The 26,396-nt window shown below is 35.1% G+C and carries 26 protein-coding genes, 1 other RNA gene and 1 pseudogene; 25 read left to right on the forward strand and 3 right to left on the reverse strand.

Going from position 1 to position 26,396, the window contains the following annotated elements; translation table 11 throughout:
- Nucleotides 1-36 precede the first annotated feature (36 nt).
- From ffs to P6N22_RS04510, 4 genes and pseudogenes are all read left to right on the forward strand, one after another.
- Nucleotides 37-134: signal recognition particle sRNA small type (ffs, locus tag P6N22_RS04495), an RNA gene on the forward strand.
- Between the two features lie 126 nt (nucleotides 135-260).
- Complete coding sequence (locus tag P6N22_RS04500; RefSeq protein WP_280330604.1) at nucleotides 261-779, forward strand: PAS domain-containing protein; 519 nt, start codon at nucleotides 261-263, stop codon at nucleotides 777-779.
- Nucleotides 780-1,240: 461 nt separating this feature from the next.
- Nucleotides 1,241-1,705: pseudogene (locus P6N22_RS04505) on the forward strand (methyl-accepting chemotaxis protein); the annotation flags it as partial.
- Nucleotides 1,703-2,068 carry a CZB domain-containing protein gene (locus P6N22_RS04510; protein ID WP_280331121.1) on the forward strand — a complete coding sequence of 122 codons (366 nt, stop codon included), beginning with the start codon at nucleotides 1,703-1,705 and terminating at the stop codon, nucleotides 2,066-2,068. The pseudogene P6N22_RS04505 and the gene P6N22_RS04510, both read left to right, overlap by 3 nt.
- Nucleotides 2,069-2,076: 8 nt before the next feature.
- On the opposite strand, the gene P6N22_RS04515 is transcribed toward P6N22_RS04510, so the two are convergent.
- Nucleotides 2,077-2,304 carry a hypothetical protein gene (locus P6N22_RS04515; RefSeq protein WP_280330606.1) on the reverse strand — a complete coding sequence of 76 codons (228 nt, stop codon included), beginning with the start codon at nucleotides 2,302-2,304 and terminating at the stop codon, nucleotides 2,077-2,079.
- An 81-nt stretch (nucleotides 2,305-2,385) separates the two neighbouring features.
- On the opposite strand from P6N22_RS04515, the gene rpmI reads away from it, so the two are divergent.
- The 14 genes from rpmI (at nucleotide 2,386) to P6N22_RS04585 (ending at nucleotide 19,571) form a co-directional block, all read left to right on the forward strand.
- On the forward strand, nucleotides 2,386-2,577 hold the full coding sequence (rpmI, locus tag P6N22_RS04520; RefSeq protein WP_280330608.1) for a 50S ribosomal protein L35: 192 nt from the start codon (nucleotides 2,386-2,388) through the stop codon (nucleotides 2,575-2,577).
- Nucleotides 2,578-2,680: 103 nt separating this feature from the next.
- On the forward strand, nucleotides 2,681-3,037 hold the full coding sequence (rplT, locus tag P6N22_RS04525) for a 50S ribosomal protein L20 (RefSeq protein WP_280330610.1): 357 nt from the start codon (nucleotides 2,681-2,683) through the stop codon (nucleotides 3,035-3,037).
- Between the two features lie 81 nt (nucleotides 3,038-3,118).
- Entirely contained in the window at nucleotides 3,119-3,991 is an 873-nt protein-coding gene (locus P6N22_RS04530) for a GGDEF domain-containing protein (protein WP_280330612.1), read from the forward strand.
- Between the two features lie 224 nt (nucleotides 3,992-4,215).
- Complete coding sequence (locus P6N22_RS04535) at nucleotides 4,216-4,974, forward strand: outer membrane lipoprotein-sorting protein (RefSeq protein WP_280330613.1); 759 nt, start codon at nucleotides 4,216-4,218, stop codon at nucleotides 4,972-4,974.
- An 8-nt stretch (nucleotides 4,975-4,982) separates the two neighbouring features.
- On the forward strand, nucleotides 4,983-6,557 hold the full coding sequence (locus P6N22_RS04540) for a hypothetical protein (RefSeq protein WP_280330615.1): 1,575 nt from the start codon (nucleotides 4,983-4,985) through the stop codon (nucleotides 6,555-6,557).
- Nucleotides 6,558-6,563: 6 nt separating this feature from the next.
- Entirely contained in the window at nucleotides 6,564-8,870 is a 2,307-nt protein-coding gene (locus tag P6N22_RS04545; protein WP_280330617.1) for an MMPL family transporter, read from the forward strand.
- Entirely contained in the window at nucleotides 8,867-10,999 is a 2,133-nt protein-coding gene (locus P6N22_RS04550; protein ID WP_280330619.1) for a GNAT family N-acyltransferase, read from the forward strand. The genes P6N22_RS04545 and P6N22_RS04550 overlap by 4 nt, the downstream gene beginning before the upstream one ends.
- Nucleotides 10,983-11,144 (forward strand): hypothetical protein, encoded by a 162-nt coding sequence (locus P6N22_RS04555; RefSeq protein ID WP_280330620.1) that lies wholly within the window; start codon nucleotides 10,983-10,985, stop codon nucleotides 11,142-11,144. The genes P6N22_RS04550 and P6N22_RS04555 overlap by 17 nt, the downstream gene beginning before the upstream one ends.
- A 274-nt stretch (nucleotides 11,145-11,418) precedes the next feature.
- Nucleotides 11,419-12,600: a TolC family protein gene (locus tag P6N22_RS04560; RefSeq protein WP_280330622.1), complete on the forward strand. Its 1,182-nt coding sequence runs from the start codon at nucleotides 11,419-11,421 to the stop codon at nucleotides 12,598-12,600.
- On the forward strand, nucleotides 12,597-13,766 hold the full coding sequence (locus P6N22_RS04565; RefSeq protein WP_280330624.1) for an efflux RND transporter periplasmic adaptor subunit: 1,170 nt from the start codon (nucleotides 12,597-12,599) through the stop codon (nucleotides 13,764-13,766). The genes P6N22_RS04560 and P6N22_RS04565 overlap by 4 nt, the downstream gene beginning before the upstream one ends.
- Before the next feature lie 2 nt (nucleotides 13,767-13,768).
- Complete coding sequence (locus tag P6N22_RS04570) at nucleotides 13,769-14,491, forward strand: ABC transporter ATP-binding protein (protein ID WP_280330626.1); 723 nt, start codon at nucleotides 13,769-13,771, stop codon at nucleotides 14,489-14,491.
- The gene (locus tag P6N22_RS04575; RefSeq protein WP_280330628.1) at nucleotides 14,481-15,695 is read left to right on the forward strand and encodes an ABC transporter permease; all 1,215 of its coding nucleotides are present in this window, start codon (nucleotides 14,481-14,483) and stop codon (nucleotides 15,693-15,695) included. Before P6N22_RS04570 ends, P6N22_RS04575 begins: the two co-directional genes overlap by 11 nt.
- A gap of 120 nt (nucleotides 15,696-15,815) precedes the next feature.
- Nucleotides 15,816-17,714: a DUF805 domain-containing protein gene (locus P6N22_RS04580; protein WP_280330629.1), complete on the forward strand. Its 1,899-nt coding sequence runs from the start codon at nucleotides 15,816-15,818 to the stop codon at nucleotides 17,712-17,714.
- Between the two features lie 90 nt (nucleotides 17,715-17,804).
- Complete coding sequence (locus tag P6N22_RS04585) at nucleotides 17,805-19,571, forward strand: ABC transporter ATP-binding protein (RefSeq protein WP_280330631.1); 1,767 nt, start codon at nucleotides 17,805-17,807, stop codon at nucleotides 19,569-19,571.
- Nucleotides 19,572-19,578: 7 nt separating this feature from the next.
- On the opposite strand, the gene P6N22_RS04590 is transcribed toward P6N22_RS04585, so the two are convergent.
- Complete coding sequence (locus P6N22_RS04590) at nucleotides 19,579-19,959, reverse strand: hemerythrin family protein (RefSeq protein WP_280330633.1); 381 nt, start codon at nucleotides 19,957-19,959, stop codon at nucleotides 19,579-19,581.
- A 119-nt stretch (nucleotides 19,960-20,078) separates the two neighbouring features.
- On the opposite strand from P6N22_RS04590, the gene P6N22_RS04595 reads away from it, so the two are divergent.
- Genes P6N22_RS04595 through P6N22_RS04610 form a run of 4 tightly spaced genes read left to right on the forward strand, consistent with a single transcriptional unit; the run spans nucleotide 20,079 to nucleotide 21,636 of the window.
- Nucleotides 20,079-20,321, forward strand: coding sequence for a hypothetical protein (locus tag P6N22_RS04595; protein WP_280330634.1), 243 nt, complete (start codon nucleotides 20,079-20,081; stop codon nucleotides 20,319-20,321).
- Nucleotides 20,314-20,625 carry an NGG1p interacting factor NIF3 gene (locus P6N22_RS04600; RefSeq protein ID WP_280330636.1) on the forward strand — a complete coding sequence of 104 codons (312 nt, stop codon included), beginning with the start codon at nucleotides 20,314-20,316 and terminating at the stop codon, nucleotides 20,623-20,625. Before P6N22_RS04595 ends, P6N22_RS04600 begins: the two co-directional genes overlap by 8 nt.
- Nucleotides 20,626-20,628: 3 nt before the next feature.
- Entirely contained in the window at nucleotides 20,629-21,405 is a 777-nt protein-coding gene (locus tag P6N22_RS04605; protein WP_280330638.1) for an RMD1 family protein, read from the forward strand.
- 9 nt (nucleotides 21,406-21,414) lie between these two features.
- Nucleotides 21,415-21,636, forward strand: a complete 222-nt coding sequence (locus P6N22_RS04610; RefSeq protein ID WP_280330640.1) for a hypothetical protein — start codon at nucleotides 21,415-21,417, stop codon at nucleotides 21,634-21,636.
- Nucleotide 21,637: 1 nt separating this feature from the next.
- Here P6N22_RS04610 and P6N22_RS04615 read toward each other — a convergent pair whose 3' ends face one another.
- On the reverse strand, nucleotides 21,638-23,149 hold the full coding sequence (locus P6N22_RS04615) for a response regulator (RefSeq protein WP_280330642.1): 1,512 nt from the start codon (nucleotides 23,147-23,149) through the stop codon (nucleotides 21,638-21,640).
- Nucleotides 23,150-23,380: 231 nt separating this feature from the next.
- Between P6N22_RS04615 and P6N22_RS04620 the strand changes: the two genes are divergently transcribed.
- From P6N22_RS04620 to P6N22_RS04630, 3 genes are read left to right on the forward strand one after another with little or no spacing between them, the layout of a single operon-like run.
- Nucleotides 23,381-25,054, forward strand: coding sequence for a CHASE domain-containing protein (locus P6N22_RS04620; RefSeq protein ID WP_280330644.1), 1,674 nt, complete (start codon nucleotides 23,381-23,383; stop codon nucleotides 25,052-25,054).
- Nucleotides 25,055-25,077: 23 nt separating this feature from the next.
- A complete protein-coding gene (locus P6N22_RS04625; protein WP_280330645.1) occupies nucleotides 25,078-25,572 on the forward strand; it encodes a histidine phosphatase family protein in 495 nt (164 codons plus the stop codon).
- Entirely contained in the window at nucleotides 25,553-26,380 is an 828-nt protein-coding gene (locus P6N22_RS04630) for a D-hexose-6-phosphate mutarotase (protein ID WP_280330647.1), read from the forward strand. The genes P6N22_RS04625 and P6N22_RS04630 overlap by 20 nt, the downstream gene beginning before the upstream one ends.
- The last annotated feature ends 16 nt before the right edge of the window (nucleotides 26,381-26,396 follow it).

Below are 26,396 nucleotides of genomic sequence, written 5' to 3' on the forward strand. Positions count from 1 at the left end.
TTGTTTAAGCTTTTTTCGTTATAATTCCGTCGCTCTTCTTTAGACCTGTGCAATAGGTTTGTAAGATAATGTGTCAGGGTGGGAACACAGCAGCACACCTTACGCTCTTATGTGCCGCAGGGATCTGGAGGGGGGCACCTTCAAAAAATCATCATTATTTCATCACTTACCTTTTTATTAAAACAAAACTCATTAGATTACTTTAAGATCCAAGTTATATAATTTATTTTAATAACAGAAAAATATTGAAGGTTGTATCTATGAAAGATGTTACTCCTAATAACCATGAATTGGTCATGCAAGAAGATGATTTTATCGTCTCTAAAACAGATCTAAAAGGAAGAATTACCTATTGTAATGAGATCTTTATCCAATTCGCTGGATTGGATGAAAAAGAGTTGTTGGGACAGCCACATAATATCATTCGTCATCCCGATATGCCAAAACTAATTTTTAAATTTTTGTGGGATAGGGTGCAAAACAAGCAAGAGATCTTTGCCTACGTGAAAAATCTTTCAGCTGATGGTAGTTACTACTGGGTATATGCGAACGTAACTACATCAGTTGATGAAAATCATCAAGCAATCGGATATTATTCAGTCCGTAGAAAACCGAATGTAGAAAATCTAAATATTATCATAGAACTTTATAAAAAACTTTTAGAAGAAGAGAAGAAGGGTGGCATAGAAGCTTCAAATACTTATCTGACAAATGTCTTGCAAGAACGTGGTATGAGTTATGATGAGTTCATCAATACAGTCCAAAATGGGAGTTTATGATGTTCGGTAAAAATACAAATGAAGTGCAAGTTGACAAAAAACTATTTGAAAAACTTCTCAATGTAGTAAAAGATGCTGCGGCTGGAAAATTGGACTCTAGAATTGTGGGTATTGATAAATCTGATCCGCTTGGAGAGATTGCATGGTCCGTTAATAATTTACTCGATCAGACAGAAGCGTTTATGAGGGAAACAAAAACCTCAATCGACAGTGCCAATTCAGGGCTTGATTATAGAAATATTGATCCTCATGGCTTAAAGGGTGCTTTTAAACAGAACGCTCTGCTTGTAGCACAAGGGGTTGAAGGTGTTATACTTGGGCAAAAATCTAAAACTAAAGGTGAATTAACAAGCACATTTAATAAACTTGGCGGAGGTATGAAATCTAGCTTGCAAAAAATCCAACATGCCATGGATGATAGTTTGGAAAATATTCATAAAATTGCTGGTTCATCTAAAGAAATGGCTAGAGAAGCAGGTCAAAGTCTTCTTTCTATAGATGAGCTTAGTGTCAAGATAGAACATTTAACAAATCTGATTATCAAGAGTAGTGAAGCTATCGATACTCTCTCAACACAAGCAAATGATATTACATCAGTTTTAGATCTGATCAAAGACATTGCTGATCAAACAAACTTACTGGCGCTTAATGCGGCAATTGAAGCTGCTCGTGCAGGGGAACATGGTCGTGGTTTTGCCGTTGTTGCCGATGAGGTGAGAAAACTTGCCGAACGTACACAGCGTGCTACTGCGGAAATTTCTGTGACAACAAAATCATTGCAACAAGAAGCAAATGGTATTCACGAGAATTCCGAAGAAATAGAGAGCATAGCAGTTGAATCTAATGAAGGGATTCAAGGGCTAAAAATAGCTTTAGAAAATGTAAATCAAAGTGCAGCTGACAACGCACAAGTTTCTTCATTAATGGAAAACTCTAATCTCGCTACAATTATAAAAATCGATCATATCGTATATAAAAATATGGCATATTCTGCAGTGATTAGTGAATCATTAAATGAAATTTCTATGTGTGATCATGACCATTGTAGTTTTGGACATTGGTATCATGGAGAAGGGGAAGCAGAGTTCGGACACACGAAAGCCTATATAGCAATGAAACAGCCACACAAAACTATCCATACTCGTGTTACAGAGAATATGAAATTTGTTAAAGAAAAGTCGGTTTTTAAAAATAAAGAAGTTATTATTAAAAACTTTTCTGAAATGGAAGAGGCAAGCAGTGAATTGTTTAGACTACTGGATATTATGGTGCAAGAGGCGCATGAATAGTTTTGAAACTATTCATCCCTGTATTTTGAAATACCGCACGGTTGGTTTGGTGAAGGTGGATTATCGCGTAGATATTCCAAGTCTTCCAAAGTTTGTGTTAAAACCTTTTTCTGCAATAACAGAGGCAGCATAAGATTGTCTTTTTCATTAAGCGGAATCGACCAATCCAATAATATTTTTTCTACTTCGTTATCCAGCTCGCTTAGAGCATTTTTTACGTGATTTATTGAATTCATATACAAAGTATAGCAAAAGATTAGAAAAATTATGGTATAATTCGCGTCTCAAATTTTGAGAATTTTACAAAGGAGCCAACGATGCCAAAAATGAAATCGGTAAAAGGTGCTGTTAAGCGCTTTAAAGTTAAGAAAAATGGTCAAGTTAAACGTGGAACTGCGTTTAGAAGCCACATCTTAACTAAACAAGATGCACAAACTCGTCGTGAGCAAAACACTCCAAAAGTGGTTGCTAAAGTTGACGCTAAAAATATTAAGGCAATGATTAACTAATTTTAGTTGATTTAACTCTCCAACATTCTTGTTGGGCAAGTCCACCACAGTAGTGGCACCTTGACTATAAAAATAGCTAGGTAAAGAAAAATAAGGAAATAAAATGCCAAGAGTAAAAACTGGTGTTGTTCGTAGAAGAAGACACAAAAAAATATTAAAATTAGCAAAAGGTTTCTATAGTGGTCGTCGTAAACACTTTAGAAAAGCTAAGGAACAATTAGAACGTTCAATGATGTATGCGTTCCGTGACAGAAAGCAAAAGAAACGTGAATTCCGTAAATTATGGATCATCCGTATCAATGCTGCTTGTCGTTTAAACGATATGAACTATTCAACTTTCATGAACGGACTTAAAAAATCTGGCATCGAGCTTGACCGTAAAATTCTTGCTGACATGGCTATGAATGATGCTGCTGCTTTCTCTAAAGTAGTAGAAGCTTCAAAAGCTGCATTAGCATAATTATAAACTAAACCCATCTTCGGGTTTAGTCTGTTTTTATCCTCTATTAAAATTTCGAATATAATCACGTAACAATATATTATGATCCAAGATTCCACTTTTTTAACTATTATTAATATCATTCCAAACCCTCTTATTGTGACCAACGGGAAAGAAGTTGTACTGTCAAATCAAAATTTTTTAGATTTTTTGGGACTCGATTCTTTAGATGATTTAAAAAAAAATAACAGATGCATATGTAATTTTTTTTTAGAACATCCTGATTATTTCTCTGCAAAAAATTTAGAAGAGGATGAAGGCTGGATTGATTTCTTATGTAAAAATCCTAAAGGTATAAAGGTGTCGATGTTAAACTCTCATGGAGAGGGAAGAGCTTTTGAGATAAGCATAGGCCGTTTAGATGAGTATCATGACATGTATGTCATCGTGTTTACAGATATTACCTCTTTACAAAACGAAAAAAGAATTTTAGAAAAGCTAGCGTACAAAGATCCTTTAACAGATATATACAATAGACAAATTTTCAATACAATGCTACAGCAAGCCTATGCTGACAAGCAAAAAGACGGTGCACAAGTTTCGCTGATCTTATTTGATATTGATCACTTTAAAATGGTAAATGACAACTACGGTCACGATATGGGGGATAAAGTATTAATTGAGTTAACCAAGATTATTGGTAAAAATATACGTACTAGTGACGTGTTTGCCAGATGGGGTGGGGAAGAGTTTGTGATTCTCTTGCCAAATACAGGGAGTGATGCAGCATATAAAAAAGCAGAGTTTTTACGAGAAATTGTCGAAAATAACGAAGTAGAGTACATCCCAAAAATTACAATTAGTTTAGGCGTTACCGAAATAGCATTATCGGATAAGGAAAGAACATGTTTTAAACGTGTTGACACAGCTTTATACAAAGCAAAAGAGACACGTAATAAAGCAGTACTTATTTAGTACTTTATATCCCCCCCACTTCTATAGCTACAAGTAGCTTTTACTTTCACAGCAATACCTAAGATTCAGTATTACTCACTACAAAAGATAAGAAAACATAATGTAAAAACTTAACATATCACAAAGTTATCATAAATTTTTGTTATTTTTGTGAGAAATTAAGTTTCATAAAACAACTATGATGCTACCATCTGACAATTTTTAACAAAAAAGGTGATTTTATAGTGAAAAAACTGCTTCTACTAGGGATTTTATCTATCAATTTATTGGCAATAAGCAATTTGGATGTTGCAAAGAAAAGTGAAGCTGCTATGAGCGGTTTTCAAGACTCCTCTTCAGAGATGACAATGACTTTGATCAATGCAAATAATCAAAAGCGTGAAAGAAAAATGAAGATGATCGTACTTGAACAAGATAAAGGTGATAAATCGCTAATGACTTTTATATCTCCTGCAGATGTAAAAGGGACAAAGTTTTTAAACTATGAACATGTTAATAAAGATGATGAACAGTGGCTTTATTTACCAGCCTTAAAAAGAGTGAAGAGAATTGCATCGAAAAGTAAGTCAGGTTCCTTTATGGGGAGTGAATTCTCGTATGAAGATTTAAGTTCGTTTAGTATCGATAAGTTTATTTTTCTTGGGGATGCAAAGGTCGTCACATTAGATGGGGAAAAACTTTACGAGGTACAAAGAAAACCAAAAAGCGAATATTCAGGATATACAAAACAGATTTCATGGGTTGACCAAAAAACATACCTGATTAAAAAAGTTGATTATTATGATCGTAAACATGAGCTTTTAAAAACTGCATACTTTGAAGATTACAAAAAGATCTCTGGAGTATGGCGTGTTGGAAAAATGAGAATGGTCAATCATCAAAATGATAAAAAAACAATCTTGGTGTGGAAAAATGAAAAAATAAAAACAGGACTCAAAGAGAAGAATTTTCACAAAAGAGTTCTAAAAAATAATAGAATTTAAGAGTCTGTATGCGTATAGTAGTTCTTTTAATTCTTAGTATAAGTATTGTATTTGCAAAAGATAAAGATACTTGTTATTCTGTACAGTTAACAAGTTTTGTAAAGAAAGAAAACAGTGTTTATGATTTTGAGGCACAAAACTATCCAGAATCATGTAAGCTGTTTAGCTTTTCGAATGTGAATGCAGTTCGTTGTGGATGTTTTGAAAAATACGGTAAAGCTAAACAGCAACAAAAAGTATTTGAACAAAGATACAACAATACATTGGTAGTTTCTACATATAAGTACCGTTTTGCACCTAAAAAATCGATGGAGACTAAGGATGTCTCCAAGACGATTGTAGAAAATAATAACCTAAGTGAAGAGACAACTCTAGAACCAGAAGAGCAAGAAAATATTCTTGAGAATATAACTGTGCAAGGACATATCAATTTATCGGCACAAAGATATTTGACAAAACCATCAGGAAAACATGCAAGCAACTATACGGCTTCTGCAGAATTGGAGATGGCATATAACAAAGAAGCATTAAAAGCATTCGCAAAGCTTCGGGCACAACAAGATTATTATGACCTGCAAGGTACTAGTGCACACAACAATAGAAGCTATTTACGTTTGCAAGAGTTGTATATGAAGTATGACCTAGAAAACTCGCAACTGTTTTTTGGAAAAAACATTCGTTTTTGGGGTGCTTTAGAGTTAAAAAATATAACAGACGTATTTAACTTGAGTGATTTTCGATCTGACCCGACTGAAAACGACAAAATGGGCTCATGGAATGCGGCATATACTTATTATAGTGATGATGCTGAGATCAGTGCTATAGTGAAGTTTTATGAACAAGATAGAAAAATGCCAGCATTTCCGTATGTCTATTACCCTTTTACAAATCAGTTAGTAACATATGACTCTACAGTGCAGAGTGAAAAGTCTCGCATGAGACCAAGCGTTTATCTGAAATATTCAGGAACGGCAGATAGTGAATATGCATTGGATTATGCATTCATTTTTGAAAATGGTTACGATTCACAAAGATATTTTAATACACCGATTGCACCTGATTTTAAAGTATATGAAAATGCATACCTTGTGAATAAGTTGATCACATACAATACACTTGTTATTGATTCAACACTGTACAAGCTTGAAGCAGTCTATACAGATGTTTTAAACAATAAAATGATTTCCGATTATTACCATCTTGGTTTTGGTGTGGAACATACTTTAACACAGATATATAAAGAAGCAGACCTTGGGCTTTTAGTGGAGTATTATAGATATGGAAGATTCCAGAGTGATAGATATGACGATCTTGAACTTTTTGAAGTGTTTCAAAACGATCTTTTTATTGGTGCAAGATACAGTTTTAACGAAGGGAATAATGCAAGTATTGTAGGTGGAGCTATGCTTGACCTTGAATACAATGAACAGGTTTATTATATAAAATATGAAGGGCGTATTAACGACATTATCAAATTACATCTTGATTATCGTCAAACAGAACCATCAAGTACGTATGAAACTGCATTAAAACGGATGGGAAAACAAAAGCGTGTCAGTATCAAAGCGGGATACTACTTCTAGATGGAGATGAAAAAAATTTTTTCAAGTATCATAAAATTTCGATGGTTTATCGTTATTTTAATCCCGTTGCTTACACTTTTATTTGCATGGCAGTTAAAAAATATCCAGTTTGATGGCTCATATCGTATCTGGTTTGGAAAAGACTCCGATGCACTTGTCAAGTTTGATAAGTTCCGCTCTGTTTTTGGCAATGACGATGCGATTATTATCATCTTAGACCTGAAAGAGGGTGTGTTCAATAAAAAAGCACTTAGTACAATTGATAGACTGACAAATAAACTATGGGAAACACGTTTTATTGCAAGGGTAGATTCTATTACGAATTACCAATATATTCATAAAAGCGAAGAGTATCCAGATGAGATTGTAATTGAGAACTTTATAGAAGATATTGAACATTTAAGATCTGATGATTTAGAGCAAAAAAAAGAGATTGCACTCAAAGAGAATATGTTACAAGGCAAGTTGCTAAATTGCGATGCAACAACAACGATGATTGTAGGACGCCTCACTCCAAAAGCGAGTCAGTATTTTGGTTCTTCTAAAATTATCAAAGACCTTGTGGATGGGTATATTCAAGATGAAACTAAAAAAACAGGTTATAAGTTCAGACTTGCCGGAGGACCGCCGCTTAATGCAACATTTAGTTCTTTAGGCAAGCACGATGCGACAACTTATACACCTCTGGCAATTTTAATTGCAATGGTGCTTTTATGGTTCATCTTTAAACGTCTTTCCGGTGTACTGCTAAGTGTTGCGGTTGTAGTATTTACTTTTGTAATCGTTCTCGCTATACAGGTGATGCTTGGATTTAAACTCAATAATTTTACGGCAAATATGCCTATTTTTATTATAGCTATCGGTATAGCTGATGCAATGCATTTGTATTGGATCTATCTGCTTGGACGAAAAGAGGGCTTAGATAATCATGGAGCAATACACTACTCTTTGGAGAAAAACTTTTTACCGACGTTTTTAACTTCGATTACAACAGCGATAGGATTTGGTTCACTTGGAATTTCTGAAATAGTTCCTATCCAAACATTAGGGATAGCTACAGCTACGGCAGCACTTTTGGCATTTTTGATCACTATCATTTTTGTTCCGGCAGTACTTGCAATAATCAATCCGAATATCAAAGTGAAAAAAACAAAAGCAAAAGAAAAAAGAAAGAATAGTTTTGCGCAAAACTATGCGAGCTTTATCCAAAATTACGATGGGAAAATATTAGCTGTTACGACACTCCTTTTTATTGTTTTAGGAGTGGGACTGTTCCAGCTTCGAGTCGATTCAAATACTATACGATACTTCCGAGATGATGTAGTATTTAAACAGACAATAAATTTCATACAAAAACAGCTTACAGGACCGATGGCGTATGAAGTTGTAGTTGATTCCAAAGTAAAAGACGGGATAAAAGATCCAAACTTTATGAAAACAATTGAAAAATTTTCAAGTGACTTTGAAGAAAAATATAGTGATGTGCGTCATATCTCTTCCCTTATAGATGTGGTGAAGAAATTTAATGATGTGATGCAAGGAAAATACGTAATTCCAAATGATCAAAATTTGATTGCTCAGTACTTGCTCCTATATTCTCTTTCTCTACCTCAGGGGATGGAGATCAACGATAAAATGGATGTAGATGAGCAGCGTTTGCGTGTGACTGCTTCAATGAATGTAGTCGATACATCTTTAGACCTTGAGATGATCGAGTGGATAGAAGAGTGGTGGAGAAACACACCTTATAGTGCAGAGGTAAACGGACAAACAGCAATGTTTGCACATATGCAGCATGATGTAACAGATACCTTAGTAGAGTCTATTTTACTTGCAATTACCACTGTATCATTCGTGATGCTTTTAATTTTTAGAAATATTCGCATGATCCCTCTTTTTATTATCCCTAACGTACTTCCGATTGTTCTGGTAATAGGGGTAATGGGCTGGTTAAACATGCAGATCGATATTGGTGTGGCTATATGTGGTGCGATCATCATAGGCGTCGCAGTAGATGATACGATTCACTTTTTGGTAAAGTACAAAGAAGCACGAGAAAAAGGGATGAATTTTCATGAGGCACTGAGTTATACAATTGAGTATGCGGGGCTAGCAATTGTATTTACAACAATAGTACTGAGTCTTGCATTCGCGATTTTTAGTTTATCGCAGTTTATGCCAAATGTAAATTTTGGAATTATCACGACAATAGCACTGATTATTGCAGTAGTGGTGGATCTTGTGATGCTGCCTGCAATTTTAAGTAAATTTGATGGAAAAGATAAAAGTTTTTTACAAGGGAATGATAGATGATTAATGTAGAAAAATTATTAGAAAATAACTATGAAAACCAATTAAAAAAACTTCCACCCTGGTCGGTCAAGTTATTAGTTTCAGGATTTAAAAAACTTTTTTGTGAAAAGAAGCTCAATAAGATAGACCAAGGTAAAGAACATCTGAGAGGTTTGGAGTTTACCGATAATCTTTTAGACGGTCTTGGTATTACATATAGGGTAAAACCAAAAGAGTTGCAAAATATTCCGGCAACAGGAAGGCTGATTGTAATTGCAAACCATCCAACAGGGATGCAAGATTCTTTTTCTTTAGTGCAGCTAATTGCGAATGCAAGAGAAGATAAAAAGGTAAAACTTCTTATAAATTCAATGTTGTATGAAACATCGAAAGGGTTTGGCTGGGGGATACCAGTAGATGTAAGAGGGGGGATATCTAAAACAAGTCTGCAAGCGATCAATGAAACCCTCGAAAATGAAGAAGCACTTATTATTTTTCCTGCAGGGTTTGTAAACCGTTTCTCATTTCTCCAAGGTTTAAAAGATAGTGAGTGGAAAGTTAGTTTTCTAAAAATAGCACAAAAAACCCAAACACCGATATTGCCAATAAAGGTCAAAGGAAGAAATTCTTTACTGTTTTATATAGCTTCATTTCTTTTACCAAAACATATTTCTGGACTTTTACTGATGCGTGAATTTGTCAATGCCGGTAAGCAAAAAGCACTTAACTTTACGATCGGAAAAGTGATTCCTCCTGAGTCGTTTGCAAATAAAGCAATTACAACACAAGAGTATTTGCAGATGTTTTATAAACACCTGTACACTTTAGAGAAAAATAAAGGGGATATTCTAAAAACAGAGATTACAATTGGAGCACCTAAAAATAAGAAGATGTTAAAAGATGAGGTACAAAGAGCTGAGTATCTCGGGGAGACTGCTGATGGCAAAATGATTATCTTAGCTGATGCAAAACATTCACCTTTTTTACTCCGTGAGCTTGGACGTGTTCGTGAGATCTCATTCCGTGCGATTGGTGGAGGTACGGGTCAGGCACATGATAATGACTTGTATGATCAGTATTATAAACATCTTATTCTTTGGGATAGTGAAGAGCTCGAGATCGTAGGAGCCTATAGAATAGGTGAGTGTGAGGATATTATAAAAGATAAGGGACGAGAGGGGTTATACACATATAACTTATGTACTTTTAGTAATGATTTTCAGGAGTATTGTGGTAATTCGGTAGAACTAGGACGTAGTTTTGTACAGCCGAAGTACTGGAGTACACGTGCTCTTGATAATCTCTGGCAGGGTGTTGGTGCATATCTCGCACATAATCCAAAGATCAAATATACTTACGGAACTGTTACAATCAATGCAAATACTCCCAAAAAAGCTGTAGCTGCTTTAGTTTACTTTTATTCAACATATTTTTCATGCAGTACTCATATGATGCAGGCAAAAACACCTTATGTAATGTCGGATGCAAGTAAAGAAGAGTTTGATATCCTTTTTGAAGGACTTTCATATAAAGAGGGTTTTGTAGTACTCAAAAAATATCTTAAAGAGTTAAACACATCAGTACCGACACTTTTTAAGCAATATACGGAACTTTATGAAGATGGAGCTGTAAGGTTTTTTGATTTTAGTGTAAACGAGTCTCTCTTTGGAGTAGTTGAGGGATTTATTATCGCAGATAATTCGCGAATGAAAAAAGAAAAAAGAAAACGTTATATTGAAAGTTATGAAAAACTAAAAACTATAGATAAACTCACAGGACTTTCTACAAAAGCTCATTTCTGTGAACAGCTAAGTACGATGCTGAAGTATAAAAGAAAGACAGATACAAATACTGCCGTTGTTGTACTAGAACTGGATGAAAACGAGATAAATGAGAGCCTGTTAGTGAAAGCGGCAAACGTATTAAAAAGGTCACTTAGAGATGATGACCTTATAGGAAGATACGATACACAAAAATTGATTTTTGCTTTGAAAAATGTTGCTGAGGATGACTTAGATAAAATCTTGAAAAAATTAAAAATGGCTCTGAAACTAGAGTGTTCTTTTAACAGCGCTTATTTTGGAGACAACGATAACCTTGAACAAGAGTTATGCTCTATAGAAAATAACATGTTTGCAAAAGCATCATAAAGCTGATAGTAAAGACGGAGTATTTAAAAAGTATTACAGTGATGGAAATGTTTCTGCAGAAGAAAACTATATAGCTGGACAGAAGCATGGACTCTTTCAAACATGGAACAGAAAGGTGAACCGAAAAGAGAGAGTCAAATTGTAGTTTTGGTAAAAAAAAGGTAGTTGGAAATACTAGAATTCTAAAGGAGAAGTGAGAACGATCGATTACCGTTAAATTAATCATCTTGGATCACGTTTGTAATTCAAGAGTCGATAACTCTTCACTCTCATTTTAAATAATCAAACAAAAGTTTTTAGCCGTTTATTTATATTTATACTTCAAAATATTGGTTACAATACTTTTAGATAAACAAAATAGATTTTTTTAAAGTGAGAAAAAAGTGAGGTATAAGCCGTTATTTTTAAAGCTTGTCTTTGTGGGTATTAGCACTTTTGTTACTGTCTCTTATGCTGAAGATGTGGTACTTACAGTTGATAAAAAAAAGATATTAGATGAGAAGAAAAAAAGTATAAAAGCTGGGGCAAAAGCACAGCGTTACGAATGGCTTTCACCTGTAAATCTTTCTGCATCACATACACAGCAATATTCTGATAAAACAAATACAAGAAGTGGACTTTCCCAGCTTTCAGCATCTTTTTCTCAAAATATTTTTCGTTCTGGCGGCATCTACTACACAATTAAATATGCTGATGACAAATACAGTTATGATGCTCTTTCATTAGAACAGCAAAATAAAAATTATCAAAAAGAGATTATCCTCTCCACGTTGCGTATAAAAAAGTATGAATTACAACTCAAACAGAGCGAGTATCTAATTGAAAACAAAAAGATCACACTTTTCTTAAAACAAACGCAGTACGAAGTAGGAGATATAGATATTACTTTGTTAAATGACGCTTTGATGGAGAAAAATACGGAACAGACAAATTATGTACTTTTGCAAGAAACCCTGGCAAGTGAGCAATTGGAACTGCAAAAATATACGGATGTTTCAGCAGAATCAATCTCTCTGCCTACATTTTCATTGATTGATGAAATAACATATAATAAGTACAACTATAACATCGCCATGGCAAAACAACAAAACAATGTTACTTATGACAGCTATAAAAAAGGGATGGCTGATTATCTTCCATCTGTGAAGTTTAATGCTCAAGCGACTTATACAAGTTACGATAGCGGCGCAGTAGTATTAAATCAAAACGGTACACTCTACAGTGCAGGCTTGGTGCTAAACATCCCACTTGATTATAACGCTTTTGCATCAGTAGAAGAGAAATATGCATCACATTTAGAACAACTAGCACAGACAAATGATACACAAAGAGAAGAGATTTTAGAGTATAAAAAAACACTTCTTGCAATTAACCGATATAAAGAAGTGAATAAAATTTTACAAGAGAATTTAGAACTTTATACAAAATTACGAAAAATTACTAAAAAAGCCTTTGAAACAGGATATAAAACAGGGTATGACGTACAAATTCTAGATAATTCAATAAGTTCTGCAAAATTAGAGATAGAGATAAATAAGATAAACATTCAACTTGAACTTGCTAAATTACATTTTGCTATAAAAGATAAGGAACAATTATGAAAGAGCATTCACTAGAAGATACAATAGGTGTACAGAAAACAAAAACATCCAAATGGAAACGCTTATTTGTATGGCTAAGTCTAATAGTTGTTCTTGCAGTTGTTGTTGGTATGAAATTTATGCCAGAGAAAGAACATGTCGAGTATAAGACGCAAGCTGCAGAAGTTCGAGATATTGTTATTACTGTTTCAGCAACAGGAAACTTGGAACCTACAAATACAGTAGATGTCGGCATAGAAGTTTCAGGGACGATTACCGACGTGTATGTAGATTTTAACGATTATGTAAAAAAAGGGCAACTTCTAGCCAAGATCGATACAACAAAGCTTGAATCAAAAGTAAGAAATTCCAAGGCGGCACTTGCCGTTGCAAAAGCAGAACTTGAAAATACAAAAGTTTCACTTCATAATGCTAAAGTGGAACTAGAACGTGCACAGACTTTATTTAAATCTACAAAAGGGAACTACCCTTCAAGTAAAGAGATGGAAGCGACAAAGGCTACATACGATCTTGCAAGTGCCAGTTATAGCGGGAAAAAAGCACTGGTTTTGCAAGCTGAGGCAAATCTACAGACTAATGAAGATGATCTGCGCAAAGCAGTTGTCCGTTCACCATTGGATGGTGTCATACTTAACCGCAGTATTGATGTGGGGCAAAGCGTTGTTGCTTCGATGCAGATTCCGATACTTTTTACGATTGCAGAAAACTTGGCAAAGATGGAGTTGTCGGTAAGTGTTGATGAAGCAGATATAGGACAGGTGAGTAAAGGACAGAGTGTCTCATTCACCGTTGATGCCTATCCAAAAAAAACTTTTAGCGGAGTGATCACGAAAGTACAATACAATTCTGAGATAGTAGACGGGGTGGTGACTTATAATGCGATTGTCGCAGTCAATAACAATGATTTACTGTTAAGACCTGGAATGACGGCAACTGCACAGATAAAAACACAAGAGTTTAAACAGGTACTGACTATCCCCAATGCAGCATTACGGTATGCTCCACAAGCGGAAAATACAGATAATATTCAGGGGGATAGAGTCTGGATTTTGGAAAAGGGTAAGCCTCAATCAAGAGAGGTGGTTTTAGGAGAAAGCGATGGTGTTTACACAATCGTTAAAAGTGGATTAGCAAAAGATGTAAAAGTGATCATAGGTAGTAAATAGTAATGTCTGAGAAAAAAAAATTCCCTTTGATTGAGTTCAGGAAAGTAGAAAAAGTGTACGGCAGCGGAGAGGCTATGGCATATGCACTTAAAGGGATTGATTTGGCGATTGAGAAAGGGGAGTTCGTTGCTATTATGGGACCAAGTGGTTCTGGTAAGTCAACAATGATGAATATTATAGGCTCTTTGGATGTCCCTAGCAGCGGAGAGTATAGATTTGACGGTGTTGATGTTGGAAGTTTAGATAAAGAACAGCTAGCTCTTTTAAGACGATATTATCTTGGATTTGTTTTTCAAGGATTTAATCTTCTGGCAAAAACGACAGCGCTTGAAAATGTTGAATTGCCTTTGATTTATAAGGGAATTAAACCTCAAGAGCGTAAAAAGATGGCATTTGAAGCATTGGAGAAAGTAGGTATATCTCATGTATGGGACCATACTCCAGGAGAACTTTCCGGTGGACAGCAACAGCGTGTGGCAATAGCCCGAGCAATAGTTACAAACCCGAAAATACTTTTAGCTGATGAGCCGACGGGAAATCTGGATACGGCAAGAAGCATAGAGATAATGGAGTTGCTGCAAAAGTTTAACAAAGAGCAGGGGATTACCGTAATCATGGTCACACATGAGAAAGATATGGCCCATTTTGCTCAAAGGATTATCCATTTTAAAGACGGCTTAATCGAAAATATTGAGTTAAACGCAAAGGGTAAAGATGTTCATTAATGCCTTATTACTTGCAATAAAAGAGATCAGAAGAAATTTACTCCGTTCATTTTTAACGGTGCTTGGGATTGTAATCGGTGTTGCATCAGTGATTGCTATGGTAATTTTAGGGGATGGTACAACTGCACATATTACGCAAAATATTTCTAAACTCGGAAGCAATATGCTGACGTTAACTCCGGGAGCAGAGCGTAGAGGTCCCGCATCTGCAGGGATTACAACAAAACCTTTTAATATAGATGATATTGCCGTACTTCAAAGAGAGACAACTTCCATTAGTGCAGTTGCTCCTTCAACAGCGGCAAGTTTGACGGCCGTTTACGGCAATGAAAATCATACAACGGCGGTATACGGTACAAATAATGACTACTTTACGATTCGTGATTGGACTATCGATAAAGGAAGAACATTTACAGAGCAGGAATTAAGCAGCGGAAAAGCTGTATGTGTAATAGGACATACGGTTCAAGAGGAGTTATTCGGGCAACAAAACCCGATCAATAAAAACATACGTTTGGAAAAATTTTCGTGTCAGGTGATAGGTACTTTGGAGTCTAAAGGGGCTGCAGGAATGAGAGGAATGGATCAAGACGATTTTATAGCGGTTCCAATTAGAATGTTCCAGCGCCGAATAAGCGGGAGCAGAGATATTAGTGCTATTTTGCTTTCGTTTAAAAAAGATGCAAATATAGAGGAAGCAAAAAAAGAGGTAACACTTATCATGCGTGAGATTCGACGTATTCGTAAAGGAATGGATGATGATTTTCATGTACATGATATGCGTGATATCATTAAGACGATGACATCAACGACTAAAATGTTAACTTATTTACTTGGTTCTGTGGCAGCAATTAGTTTACTTGTTGGTGGAATAGGTATTATGAATATTATGCTGGTTTCAGTCACTGAACGTACCCGTGAAATCGGTATCCGTCTTGCAATCGGTGCTATGGAGCGGGAAGTGTTGCTTCAGTTTTTGGTTGAATCTATTGTCCTTTCATCGCTTGGCGGACTTATAGGGGTGATTATCGGTTTAGCGATAGCATTTGGAGCAACAAACTATTTTGATATACCCTTTATTATTAATACAACGGTAATAATTGTAGCTTTTATATTTTCTATGTTTGTGGGGATCTTTTTTGGATACTTCCCTGCAAAAAAAGCAGCGAAGATGAACCCGATAGATGCCCTGCGACACGAATAATGTAAATCGTGACTACGAAAAGTAACATAAACTAATAAATATCGATTTTATAAGAAGTTTCTCCGTCACTTTTCAGCTTGCTTTTGTAAATTTATATAATTAAATTTCAGAAGGGGAAGTATGAAGGGAAAAATACTTTTTTATGATGCAGAGAAACTGCAAGGGGTATTAACAGACGAAGAGGGAAAACGTTATACTTTTACACAAGAAGACTTAAGAGGAGAAACAGAAGTTTCTCAAGGCACAGAAGTTGACTTTTTAAGTGATGATGGTGAGAGTGCACAAGATATTTATATAATTAAAGCAACAGCTCCGGCAGAAGCAGTTGCACAGCCACAACCACAGGTAAAAAATCCACATTTCACAAATGCTCCGGATGCTGAATACGTACCGTGTAAAACGGGAGGACTTTTCTCTTGGAAAGGGTGTTATACACGTACACAATGGTGGAAAGTTTTCATTTCGCTTTTTATTGTCAATATGATTATCTGGGTTATCGAAGGGGTAATGGTCTCAAAAGGGATATGGGCTGCAGCATCGCTTGGTTATGACGCTTACAATAGCGGTATGGATGGCGTAGAAAACGGACTGATCGATATGGCAATTACGCGTACCGTTATGATGGGACTTGGTATGATCGCATGGTTTTTCATAGCTTGGATCGCTTTTGTGTCATCTATTAAACGTTTTCATGATGCGAATATGTCTGGTTGGATGATACTTATCGGTATTATCCCATTTGTTGGTCCGCTGATCGTATTTATAATGAATGGATTTGTGGGTTCAAAACCGTATGGCAATCTTTATTGTGTTGAAAAAGACCCTGCAGGCAGACCGATTGTAAAAGGTTCTCCGCAAGAAGAGGCTCTAAACAAGTTCAAAGAAGAACAAGCTAACAAACCGCCAATGTTTAGTGCAAAACAGAAAAAAATTATGGGAATCGTTGCTCTTATTCTCGTTGTTATAGCGGCAATCGCATATTATATGACGTTTAACATCTCATATACGGTAGAAAAAACTTACTCTGACGGTGTAAAACGTTCAAGTATCAGTTATAAGAGCTGGTATGATTCACAAAATAACGGACTAAGAGACGGTGAGTCAAAAGTTTGGTATCCTAATGGACAGTTAAAAACTGAGGAACATTACTCAAACGGTGCAAGAGACGGCAGTTTTAAAGTGTGGAGTGATAAAGGTGTTTTAACGAGCGAAGCTAACTACAAACTCAATAAAAAAGATGGTGCTTTTAAAGAGTTTAAATTTGACGGAAAACCTCGTTTAGAAGAAAATTATAAACTCGATAAAAAAGACGGTGTGTTTAAAAGATGGGATTATTACGGACGTTTAGTCGCAGAAGAAAACTATCAAAACGATAAAAAACATGGTGTATTTAAATATTATAGAGATGAGAAACTTGAAAGAGAAGAGAACTATAAAGATGATCAAAAAGACGGTGTGTTTAAAAAATGGTATGTATATGGCGATAAAAGTACTTTGACAGAAGAAGTAAACTACACAGCCGGTAAGAAAAACGGAAGTGCTAAATATTGGGATTCAAAAGGTGTTCCAAGATCTGAAGAAAATTATGCGAATAATGAAAGAAACGGTGTTTTTAAACAGTATTACAGCGGTAATCTAAGATATTTAGATACTTACAGTAATGGCGAACGTAACGGTGAATATAAAAGATGGTCTTATGACGGTAAAAATCTTGAAGAACAAGGCACTTATAAGTACAATAAAAAAGACGGTACGTTTAAAAGATGGAGTAATGGTCAATTGACCTCGGAAGAAAATTATAGAGATGGTCAACGCCATGGTGAACAGAAATACTACTCTAATGGTAAAATATACAGACTTGAGACATACAATTTTAACAGACGTACAGGGGCTTACAAAACATGGTATAACAATGGCAAGCCAAAAGAAGTAGGTCAGTATAGTTATATTGGACGTCGCACGGGTACATGGAAATATTATGATTCTCGTGGACGAGTAAGAACTAGTACTTACCGATAAAACCAAAAAATTAATTATTAATTTTCAATTCCACCAATTTTTGGTGGAGTTGTCTTTTTAATCTACATATCACGATATAATTCATGTATTATGAATAACGAAATTACTCTCAAATCCCTTTTTAAACTGATACTGCATAACAAACCCGCACTCATCTGGGGGCAGGTGATTACGCTTATAACAATTTTACTCAGTGTTCCGATCCCTTTGATGCTGCCTGTCATGGTAGATGAAGTTCTTTTGGACAAACCCGCTACAGTTGTCCATACTATCGATCAGTTTTTTGGAAGCGGGAATGCTTTTTACTACATAGCGATCGTAACTTTAGCCGTAGTCTTTTTGCGTTTTATATACTTTGTTTTTGGCGTTGCGATCACGAAAATATTTACGAAGATCGCAAAATATGTTACTTTCAAAGTAAGAAAGCAGCTCCTGGACCATCTAAAAATAGCTTCAATGAACGAGTATGAAACGATAGGAAGCGGGGCAATTACTGCAAACCTCATTACCGATGTAAATACGCTAGATACTTTCATTATCACAAGCGTGAGCCGTTTTGTTGCTTCTGTTTTGACTTTGATTGCAGTGGGGATTGTGATGATCGCAATCGATCCTGTTATGGGGCTTTTGATCCTCATTATTCAGCCTCTTATCATGTTTATATCAAAGAAGATGGTAAAACGTGTAGGAGTGCTAAAAAAAGAGGAAAATGAAGCGATTGAAAACTTTCAAAGCGATGTGGGTGAAACATTGGAGTTGTTCGGTCAGATCAAAGCGAGTAACAAAGAGAAATATTTTTTTGAACAGGCGGTTGAACAGGCAAAAACAATTCAGACGACTTCAAATGAATACGGTTATAAAAGCGTGGCGTATGAAAAACTCTCTTATACTGTTTTTCTGATCTTCTTTGAGTTGTTACGTGCCAGCGGACTTTTACTTGTGGCGTACAGTGATCTCTCTATAGGGATGATGTTTGCGATGTTTGGATATATCTGGTTTATCATGACACCTGTTCAGGATATCCTCTCTATGCAGTACTCCTATTCTTCTGCAGCATCTGCGATTAAACGTCTGAATAAAGTGCTTTCTTTAAAAACAGAAGCAAGCGGGGAAGAAGTACTTAGCGGCAATACGCTTGATCTCAAGTTAGAACATGTGAACTTTGCGTATAACAAAGAAAAAAGAGTGTTAGAAGACATCTCTTTGGAAATTCCTAGCGGGGCGAAAGTAGCTTTGATTGGTTCAAGCGGAAGTGGAAAAACGACACTGGCACAGGTGATCTCCGGTTTTTATGAAAAACAGAACGGGAGCTACCAGTGTAACGGAATTGAGCTCGAAGAGATAGATAAACACTCTTTAAGAGAGAAGATCTTTTTGGTACTGCAGATGCCTATATTGTTCAACTCAACACTTCGTTTTAACATAACGATGGGGGATGAAAGGATTAGTGATGATGCGATCGAAGAAGCGTTGGAGATTGCACAACTTTCCGAGATGCTGAAGTCTATGCCAAATGGACTCGATACGATCGTAGGGCATCACGGTATCCGTCTCTCAGGCGGGCAAAGACAGCGTCTGAGTATTGCTAGAATGATCATCGCCAATCCGAGTGTAGTAATTTTCGATGAATCGACTTCGGCACTTGATGTACATACTGAAGCAAAACTCTACGCAACTTTAATGCCGCTGCTTAAGAACAAAACTGTTATCACAATCGCTCATCGTCTAAGTACCGTTAAAAATGCGGATATGATATACGTTCTTGAAAACGGTAAAATCGTACAACAGGGAACTCATCAGGAGCTTGAAGAGGAAGAGGGACACTATATGGAGTTTATTAAAAGACAGTTGGTGTAAAAGAGCTTTATAGCTCTATATTTTTCTCTTTTAAAAACATTGCGAACTGCGAATCGATGTTAATAATATGGCGTTTGAATTTGTCATAGGCATAGTCATTGATGTATGATTTTCCAAACATTGGCAGTTTTTGGGCCTGCATATAAAAATACTCCATCTCGGCTAATAAGTTTTTATGCTCCTCTTTATGTTCGCCTTTTGCGTAAAAATCGTACTTATCCATCAGTTTTTCTTCAAAACTAAAATGCTCCCTGGTATGTTCAATCATCTCTGCAAAGAGGAGTAAGAACTGTTGTGTAGTACAAGATTTGAGTAAAGAAAGTATTTGTAAAAACTCATCATGCTTTTCATCTATAACCGATATATTTAAATGTAGATCATCATTCATAAGATACTCTTTTTATTTCAAGGCGTTGCAATAAGTATGCCTTGATACTTTTTTCTGATCGAAAAGGGTAAGAAATGGTAAAATAGTGTAATACAAATTAAAAATAGAGAAAAGGTACAATGAAAGAGATTAAACTGAGTGTTGATGAGCAAAATATTGAAACAGTAATGACGATCCTTCACAATCTTAAAGATGGGCTGATTTCTAAGATAGAACTTGACGGTACGATAACAAAAACAAGACAAACTCAGTATCAGCCAAAGCGAAAAGCAGTGGATGAAAAAGACTCAGGTCCAAATGACAGAAGCGGTAAATATGCTTCACCGTCAGCTTACAAAGCAAGGTTAAAGAAGAATGTATAAACTCAACTTTTTCGTTCCCGAACGTGAAAAAGAGCAGGTAAAACAAGCTCTTTTTGATATTGGAGTCGGGAGATATGAAAATTATGAGTGCTGCTCATGGGAGACTTTGGGACAGGGGCAGTTCAAACCTATATCTGCGGCTCAACCTGCTATTGGCGAGTTAAATAAACTCGAAGTTTTGCCTGAGTATAAAGTAGAAATGATCTGCAAAAAAGAGTTGATCGAAGAAGCGGTCAAAACACTGAAAGCTGCTCACCCTTATGAAGAGGTGGCTTATGAGGTATTTGAAATACTGGAGTTTTAACAGATGGAAAAAAGTGTTCATAGTTTCGTAGTAAGTGAAAAGTTTGACAAAAAACTTTATGAGGTGTTGGCAGATAAGTACAAGACACTCGTATATAAAGATATTTTATTCATTACGGTAGAAGAGGATCAGTTCATAGTTCTGTTTAATTACGGGGTGTATACATGCTGGAACCTCTCTTTTAGGAATCTGGAGTTTTTTCAAAACGAGCTTCAAGATTATTTGATCAATCCTTTGCAAGAGTATAAAGAGGAAAAATTTAAATATACGGTTGAAAATGAATTTAAAATAGTTTTTGACAAGTTTATTTTAGAAAACGATTCACAGCTTTTAAAGATAGCCGTCTCTTCTGCACTTGCCCAAAATGTTAAACTCAATCAGTTTGAATCTAAAGTGGAAAATACAATTGAAGAAAACTCTGTTATCCCGAAAAACCTTGCGAAATACGGCAAGATAAGTTTGAATAAAAAGCAGATAGCAAAAAAGATAGGCGAACTTTTTCTGGTAAAAAGCCAGATAAACTTACAATATGACCTTCTAGATACTCCTGAGTTTTTCTGGGAATACCCTGAATATGAAAAACATTACAATAGTCTAAGCAAATATTTGGATATTACATCAAGAGTTGAGGTACTTAACAAAAAAGTTGAAGTGATTCAGGAGTTATTGGATGTCCTTAGTAATGAACAAAACCATAAATACTCATCATTTTTAGAATGGATTATTATCATTTTAATCTTTATAGAGATTGTTATGGGTTTGTATGAGTTTTTAAAATAAAGGGAATAGATGTTTAAAGCAAATACACAAGAAGAGCTGCAATCTATGAATATAGCTGCAGGACAAAAGTATAAGATCAAATACAAAAACAAAGACTACTATAACGGTGATGAGACAGTTGAAGAAGGAATCGGGACAGCTGTATGTTCTGAAGGCAAAGTCTATTTTAACGTTGTAGATCCATATGGGATGGATAAGTTGGTTATGCAGGTACAGATTTTACAAAAATAAGTTAAAAGTCTGCACCTTTGTTTTTAAACTCACGAATAAGAGCCATCTGTCTGTGTGCAAGATAATCTCTGAGTTTATGTAGGTTTTGATCAGGTAGTTCATACATTAAGACGAGATAAAAGTTTTTTGGATTTTCATCAATTCTAAAAACAGTCGCATCGGTAACTATAGAGATGATTTGATTATTTATAGTAAGGTTAAACGATATTTTAACCTCAGTATCTACAGCTAGTCCGGCAGGCAGCGCTTGGATCGAAATTTTAATAGAAACCTCTGAGATATCAATAATACTTGTAGGACCTTCATATTTGATATCTTTATAGAAGAACGTACATTTATGGCTTTCTTCAGGTTCTAAACGGATAAATTCTCTATCGGTTATGTTGTTTGTGGCAAAACTCATCTTGTTTATTATCACGGATTGAGTGTCTAAATCAACTTTTTTAATAGAGCGGCATAAAACATTTTTTGGAAATATTTCAGAAAAGATAGTCATATATTTTGTAAGGTGTATCACTTTTAGCTGAGGATATGGCATTTTAAGTACCACTTCATCATCAGAAATACTAACGATAACAGCAGGATTAACAATTGTAAGACCTCTGTAAAAGTTATGAATTTTGAGTTCTGAAGAGTTGTTTTGAACAATACGCATTAAAGAGATAATAGTTTCGGTATCTTGTTCTAACATATCTTGTTTAGCCGTATCACTGTCAAAAATATACATAAGATTTAATTCTGTTACATCATCAAATGAGAGAACGAAGTACCCCTCTTTTTCTGGAACTTCTCTCGCTTTTAAAATGAGATGGCGGAATTCATTATCATGATTTTTAATTTTTGTGTGAAAAAGTTTTCCAGGATTTTGTGCAACAATTTCATACCACTTTTCTTCGGGAGTCGAATATAAAAACTCTTTATGCTCATGTAAAAGGGTATTAATATCATCATATTTTTCTTTGAATTCTTCCATGTTGTCTACACCGAAAAATTCATAAAAACGTTCATTACAAAGTATAAATTCCGATTCATGCATCATTACTACAATATTGTTTTGATAGTTTAATATTGTAGAAAGCTGGCTTGTAAAAAGGCATCTGTTCTCTACCTCGTGTATAGCTTTGAGGGCAAAGTAGACGGCATTTAAAAGCTCCGGTGTTTTTACCGGTTTTTCTAAATAACGGAATACTCCAAGTTTTATTGCAAGGTGAAGATGCTCTTTTTCATCATACGCAGATAAAATGATAACTTTACAGTTAGGATCGATAGCAGATATTTTTTTAATAAGTTTAAAACCGCTCATCTGCTGCATGTGCAGATCGGTGATTAGGAGTTTAGGTTTATGTTCTAAAAACTTCCCATACCCTTCTTCTCCATCTTCTGCGATAAAAATATTTTGAAATACTCTTCCTAGCAAGGTTTCCATATTTTGTCGAAGACCGGCATTGTCTTCTACATACAGCAAACTAATATCACCGGAGAGTTTATGTATTGCTTGAAGCTCTTTTTTCATATCAATATCATATCTACATTATCTTCACAAATTCTTAAGTAATATAAAATAATATAATATAACTCTTTTTACATAAGCTTTTAAAATATTATGCTAAGATAAAATAATACTAAATTAAAGATAGAACATATGTGCAGATATATAAACATTTGTAAATCAATTAAAAATTATATTAAATATAGCGGGATAAGTATCTTTTTTATATTTATACTCTCTATAGCTTTCTCGATAATGATCTGGAACTATTCTAAATCATATTATGAAAAAGAATCACAAGAAAGGTTTGAAAGAAACGTTGAAAAAACATTAGATCATCTGCAAGAGCGTATGTTTATCTATGAGAATATCTTACGTACTGGTATAGGTTTTTTTCACGGGAGTGATGGTGTAACGTGGAAAGAATGGCACGATTTTGCTGGTGCTTTAGATCTTGCAGCTAATTCTCCGGGTATGCAGGGGTTTGGTTATTCAAAAATGATCCAAGCAGAAGAGATAGAAAGTATAGAAGAAGAGATGCGAAAAAACCTCCCGTTTTTTTCTTTAAAACCAAAAAGCAAGAGGAATATTTATAGTGCAATCTTGTATTTAGAACCTTTGGATGAGCGTAACCTTGAAGCTATCGGTTACGATATGTATTCAGAGCCAACTCGTAGAGAAGCAATGGATATAGCTAGAGATACAGGTTCTGCGGCTATAACCAAAAAAGTGACTTTGGTTCAGGAGATTGATGAAGATCTGCAAGCAGGGATTTTAATGTATCTGCCGCTTTACAAGAAAGGGGCTGAAACCTCTACCATCGAACAGCGTAGAAAAGCATTAGAAGGTTTTGTATATAGTCCATTTCGCATGAAGGACTTTATGAGTAAAGTAGAGTACCAAAGAAACTTGTTGGAAATTGAAATTTATGATGGTGAAGAGCTTGAAACAAATCATCTATTGTATAGTGATTTTACATCATTTGCCAAAAGTGCAAAATATCAAACACTAAGACCTCTACATATGAATAATCTTACATGGTATATCCGTTTTGCCAGTACAGCCCAATTTGATAGCTCAACAGAAAGTCCATATCCGTTGATGATAACACTTGCAGGATTAATCATTAACTTTACTTTACTATTGATTGTTTTAACATTGATAAACAGTTTACAAAAACTTAAAGAGCAGACGAAAAAAACAAAAGAACAAACTTCCTATATGTTGCATCAGTCAAGAAAGGCTCAAATGGGTGAGATGGTAAGTTTAATAGCACACCAATGGCGTCAGCCCTTATCGTCAATATCAACTATAACAGGAACACTTTCAATTGATGTAATGATGGAAAATTATAATCAAGACTTTTTTAGTGAAAAACTGAATGAGATTGATAATCTTGCTATACATCTTTCAAGTACAATCAATGATTTTAGAGATTTTTTTAAAGATAAAAAACAAAAAGAGAAGGCTACAGTCCAAGAGATTATTGCAGGAACGATGCAGATTATTGGCTCCTCTTTAGAATCGAAAAATATAGACCTTATATATGAAACTGAAGATGAGGTTTACGTACATACGTATGTGAATGAAATTAAACAAGTTCTTTTAAATATTTTAAAAAATGCAGAAGATGCGTTGATGGAGAAGAAAGGTAAAAATTTAAAAATATGGATATCATGGGAACTTAAAGACAATGTGGTTAAGTTATACATAGAAGATAATGCGGGAGGAATTCCAAATCATATTATCAAAAATATTTTTGAACCTTATTTTAGTACAAAAGGTGATGAGGGAACAGGATTAGGACTATATATGTCTAAAACAATTGTTGAAGAACATTGTCAAGGCAAATTATCTGTGAAGAATACCCTTACAGGAGCAAGGTTTACAATATCATTACCATATTCGGAAGATCTTAACAGTGATTGATAAGATGGCCAAAAGGATAAAATATGAAAAAAATTGTACTTATTCGACATGCAAAATCTAGTTGGAAAGATTTAACTCTAAATGATTTCGACAGACCTTTAAACAAAAGGGGTAAGCATGATGCCCCAATGATTGCTGAACATTTTAATCTGCAAAATATAAAGCTTGAAAAAATATTTTCAAGTGCTGCTAAACGTGCTAAAAAAACTGCAGAGGTCTTTAGTAAAACTTTGGATGTAGAGGCGGAGTTTTATAAGGAACTTTACGGAGCTTCGATCGACGAACTAATTGAATTTATAAATAAACAGTTGCAACAATATAATTCTATAGCAATAATTTCCCATAATCCTGAGCTTACAGAACTCTCCAACCACATAAGTGATCAATATATTGAAAATATTCCGACAAGTGCTTATGTGGTTTTAGAATGTTTTGACGATTATATATCAGAAAAAAACTGTAAAATTTTGGACTTTGTTTATCCAAAAAGGGAAGATATTGCAGCGCAAAATAATTAATGATTTAGAGTATATTGAGATAAGGAATCAAGCAGCAACAGCGAGAATTGCTTTGCAAGGTGCACATATATTTCATTATCAAAGAGCTAATGAAGCACCGTTATTATGGCTTAGTGATGTGAGTGACTTTGAAATAGGCAAAGCTATCAGAGGTGGAGTACCTATTTGTTGGCCTTCATTTGGAAATAACAACCCTCAATTGGCGCAGCACGGTTTTGCCAGAGTAATGATGTGGCAGCTTGTAAACGCGGATGAAAGTAATCCTTATATATCAGAGTTAACATTTGTTTTAGAAGATTCGCAACAGAGTAGGGCGTTGTGGAACTATAAATTTAGAGTTGAATTTATAGTTAAAGTGGGCCTGGTTTTGGAGATGGAGTTAAAAACAGTTAATTTAGATACAGCTCCCTTTACATTAACGCAGGCTTTACATACATATTTTGCTGTCTCTTCAATTGAAAACATTTCTATCAAAGGTTTAGAAGAGAAAAAATATCTTGATGCTTTGACACTGCAAGAACATTTCCAAGAGGGTAGTATCACTTTTGATCAAGAGCTTGACAGGGTCTATCAAGGTGTTGAGAATAGTATTGTATTGGAAGATCTTAATCGAAGTGTAAATATACAAAACAGCGGTTCAAAAAGTGTTGTTGTTTGGAATCCTTGGATAGAAAAATGTGCAAGGATGAGTGCAATGCAAGCAGAGTCTTACAAAGAGTTTGTGTGTATTGAGAGTGCAAATGCTTATGAAGATAAACGAATAATTCAACCAAATCAAGAACATATTTTAAAAACAATATTGAGTTGAAATGCTATACTATTGC

It is taken from the genome of Sulfurimonas sp. C5 (assembly GCF_029872055.1).
Classification (GTDB): domain Bacteria; phylum Campylobacterota; class Campylobacteria; order Campylobacterales; family Sulfurimonadaceae; genus Sulfurimonas.

Bases quoted from the DNA above. Each gene is read 5' to 3' on its own strand.
- P6N22_RS04500 (WP_280330604.1), top strand. From the start codon at position 261: ATGAAAGATGTTACTCCTAATAACCATGAATTGGTCATGCAAGAAGAT.
- P6N22_RS04510 (WP_280331121.1), top strand. From the start codon at position 1,703: ATGGAAAACTCTAATCTCGCTACAATTATAAAAATCGATCATATCGTA.
- P6N22_RS04515 (WP_280330606.1), bottom strand. From the start codon at position 2,304: ATGAATTCAATAAATCACGTAAAAAATGCTCTAAGCGAGCTGGATAAC.
- rpmI (WP_280330608.1), top strand. From the start codon at position 2,386: ATGCCAAAAATGAAATCGGTAAAAGGTGCTGTTAAGCGCTTTAAAGTT.
- rplT (WP_280330610.1), top strand. From the start codon at position 2,681: ATGCCAAGAGTAAAAACTGGTGTTGTTCGTAGAAGAAGACACAAAAAA.
- P6N22_RS04530 (WP_280330612.1), top strand. From the start codon at position 3,119: ATGATCCAAGATTCCACTTTTTTAACTATTATTAATATCATTCCAAAC.
- P6N22_RS04540 (WP_280330615.1), top strand. From the start codon at position 4,983: ATGCGTATAGTAGTTCTTTTAATTCTTAGTATAAGTATTGTATTTGCA.
- P6N22_RS04545 (WP_280330617.1), top strand. From the start codon at position 6,564: ATGAAAAAAATTTTTTCAAGTATCATAAAATTTCGATGGTTTATCGTT.
- P6N22_RS04550 (WP_280330619.1), top strand. From the start codon at position 8,867: ATGATTAATGTAGAAAAATTATTAGAAAATAACTATGAAAACCAATTA.
- P6N22_RS04565 (WP_280330624.1), top strand. From the start codon at position 12,597: ATGAAAGAGCATTCACTAGAAGATACAATAGGTGTACAGAAAACAAAA.
- P6N22_RS04570 (WP_280330626.1), top strand. From the start codon at position 13,769: ATGTCTGAGAAAAAAAAATTCCCTTTGATTGAGTTCAGGAAAGTAGAA.
- P6N22_RS04575 (WP_280330628.1), top strand. From the start codon at position 14,481: ATGTTCATTAATGCCTTATTACTTGCAATAAAAGAGATCAGAAGAAAT.
- P6N22_RS04580 (WP_280330629.1), top strand. From the start codon at position 15,816: ATGAAGGGAAAAATACTTTTTTATGATGCAGAGAAACTGCAAGGGGTA.
- P6N22_RS04585 (WP_280330631.1), top strand. From the start codon at position 17,805: ATGAATAACGAAATTACTCTCAAATCCCTTTTTAAACTGATACTGCAT.
- P6N22_RS04590 (WP_280330633.1), bottom strand. From the start codon at position 19,959: ATGAATGATGATCTACATTTAAATATATCGGTTATAGATGAAAAGCAT.
- P6N22_RS04595 (WP_280330634.1), top strand. From the start codon at position 20,079: ATGAAAGAGATTAAACTGAGTGTTGATGAGCAAAATATTGAAACAGTA.
- P6N22_RS04600 (WP_280330636.1), top strand. From the start codon at position 20,314: ATGTATAAACTCAACTTTTTCGTTCCCGAACGTGAAAAAGAGCAGGTA.
- P6N22_RS04605 (WP_280330638.1), top strand. From the start codon at position 20,629: ATGGAAAAAAGTGTTCATAGTTTCGTAGTAAGTGAAAAGTTTGACAAA.
- P6N22_RS04610 (WP_280330640.1), top strand. From the start codon at position 21,415: ATGTTTAAAGCAAATACACAAGAAGAGCTGCAATCTATGAATATAGCT.
- P6N22_RS04615 (WP_280330642.1), bottom strand. From the start codon at position 23,149: ATGAAAAAAGAGCTTCAAGCAATACATAAACTCTCCGGTGATATTAGT.
- P6N22_RS04620 (WP_280330644.1), top strand. From the start codon at position 23,381: ATGATCTGGAACTATTCTAAATCATATTATGAAAAAGAATCACAAGAA.
- P6N22_RS04625 (WP_280330645.1), top strand. From the start codon at position 25,078: ATGAAAAAAATTGTACTTATTCGACATGCAAAATCTAGTTGGAAAGAT.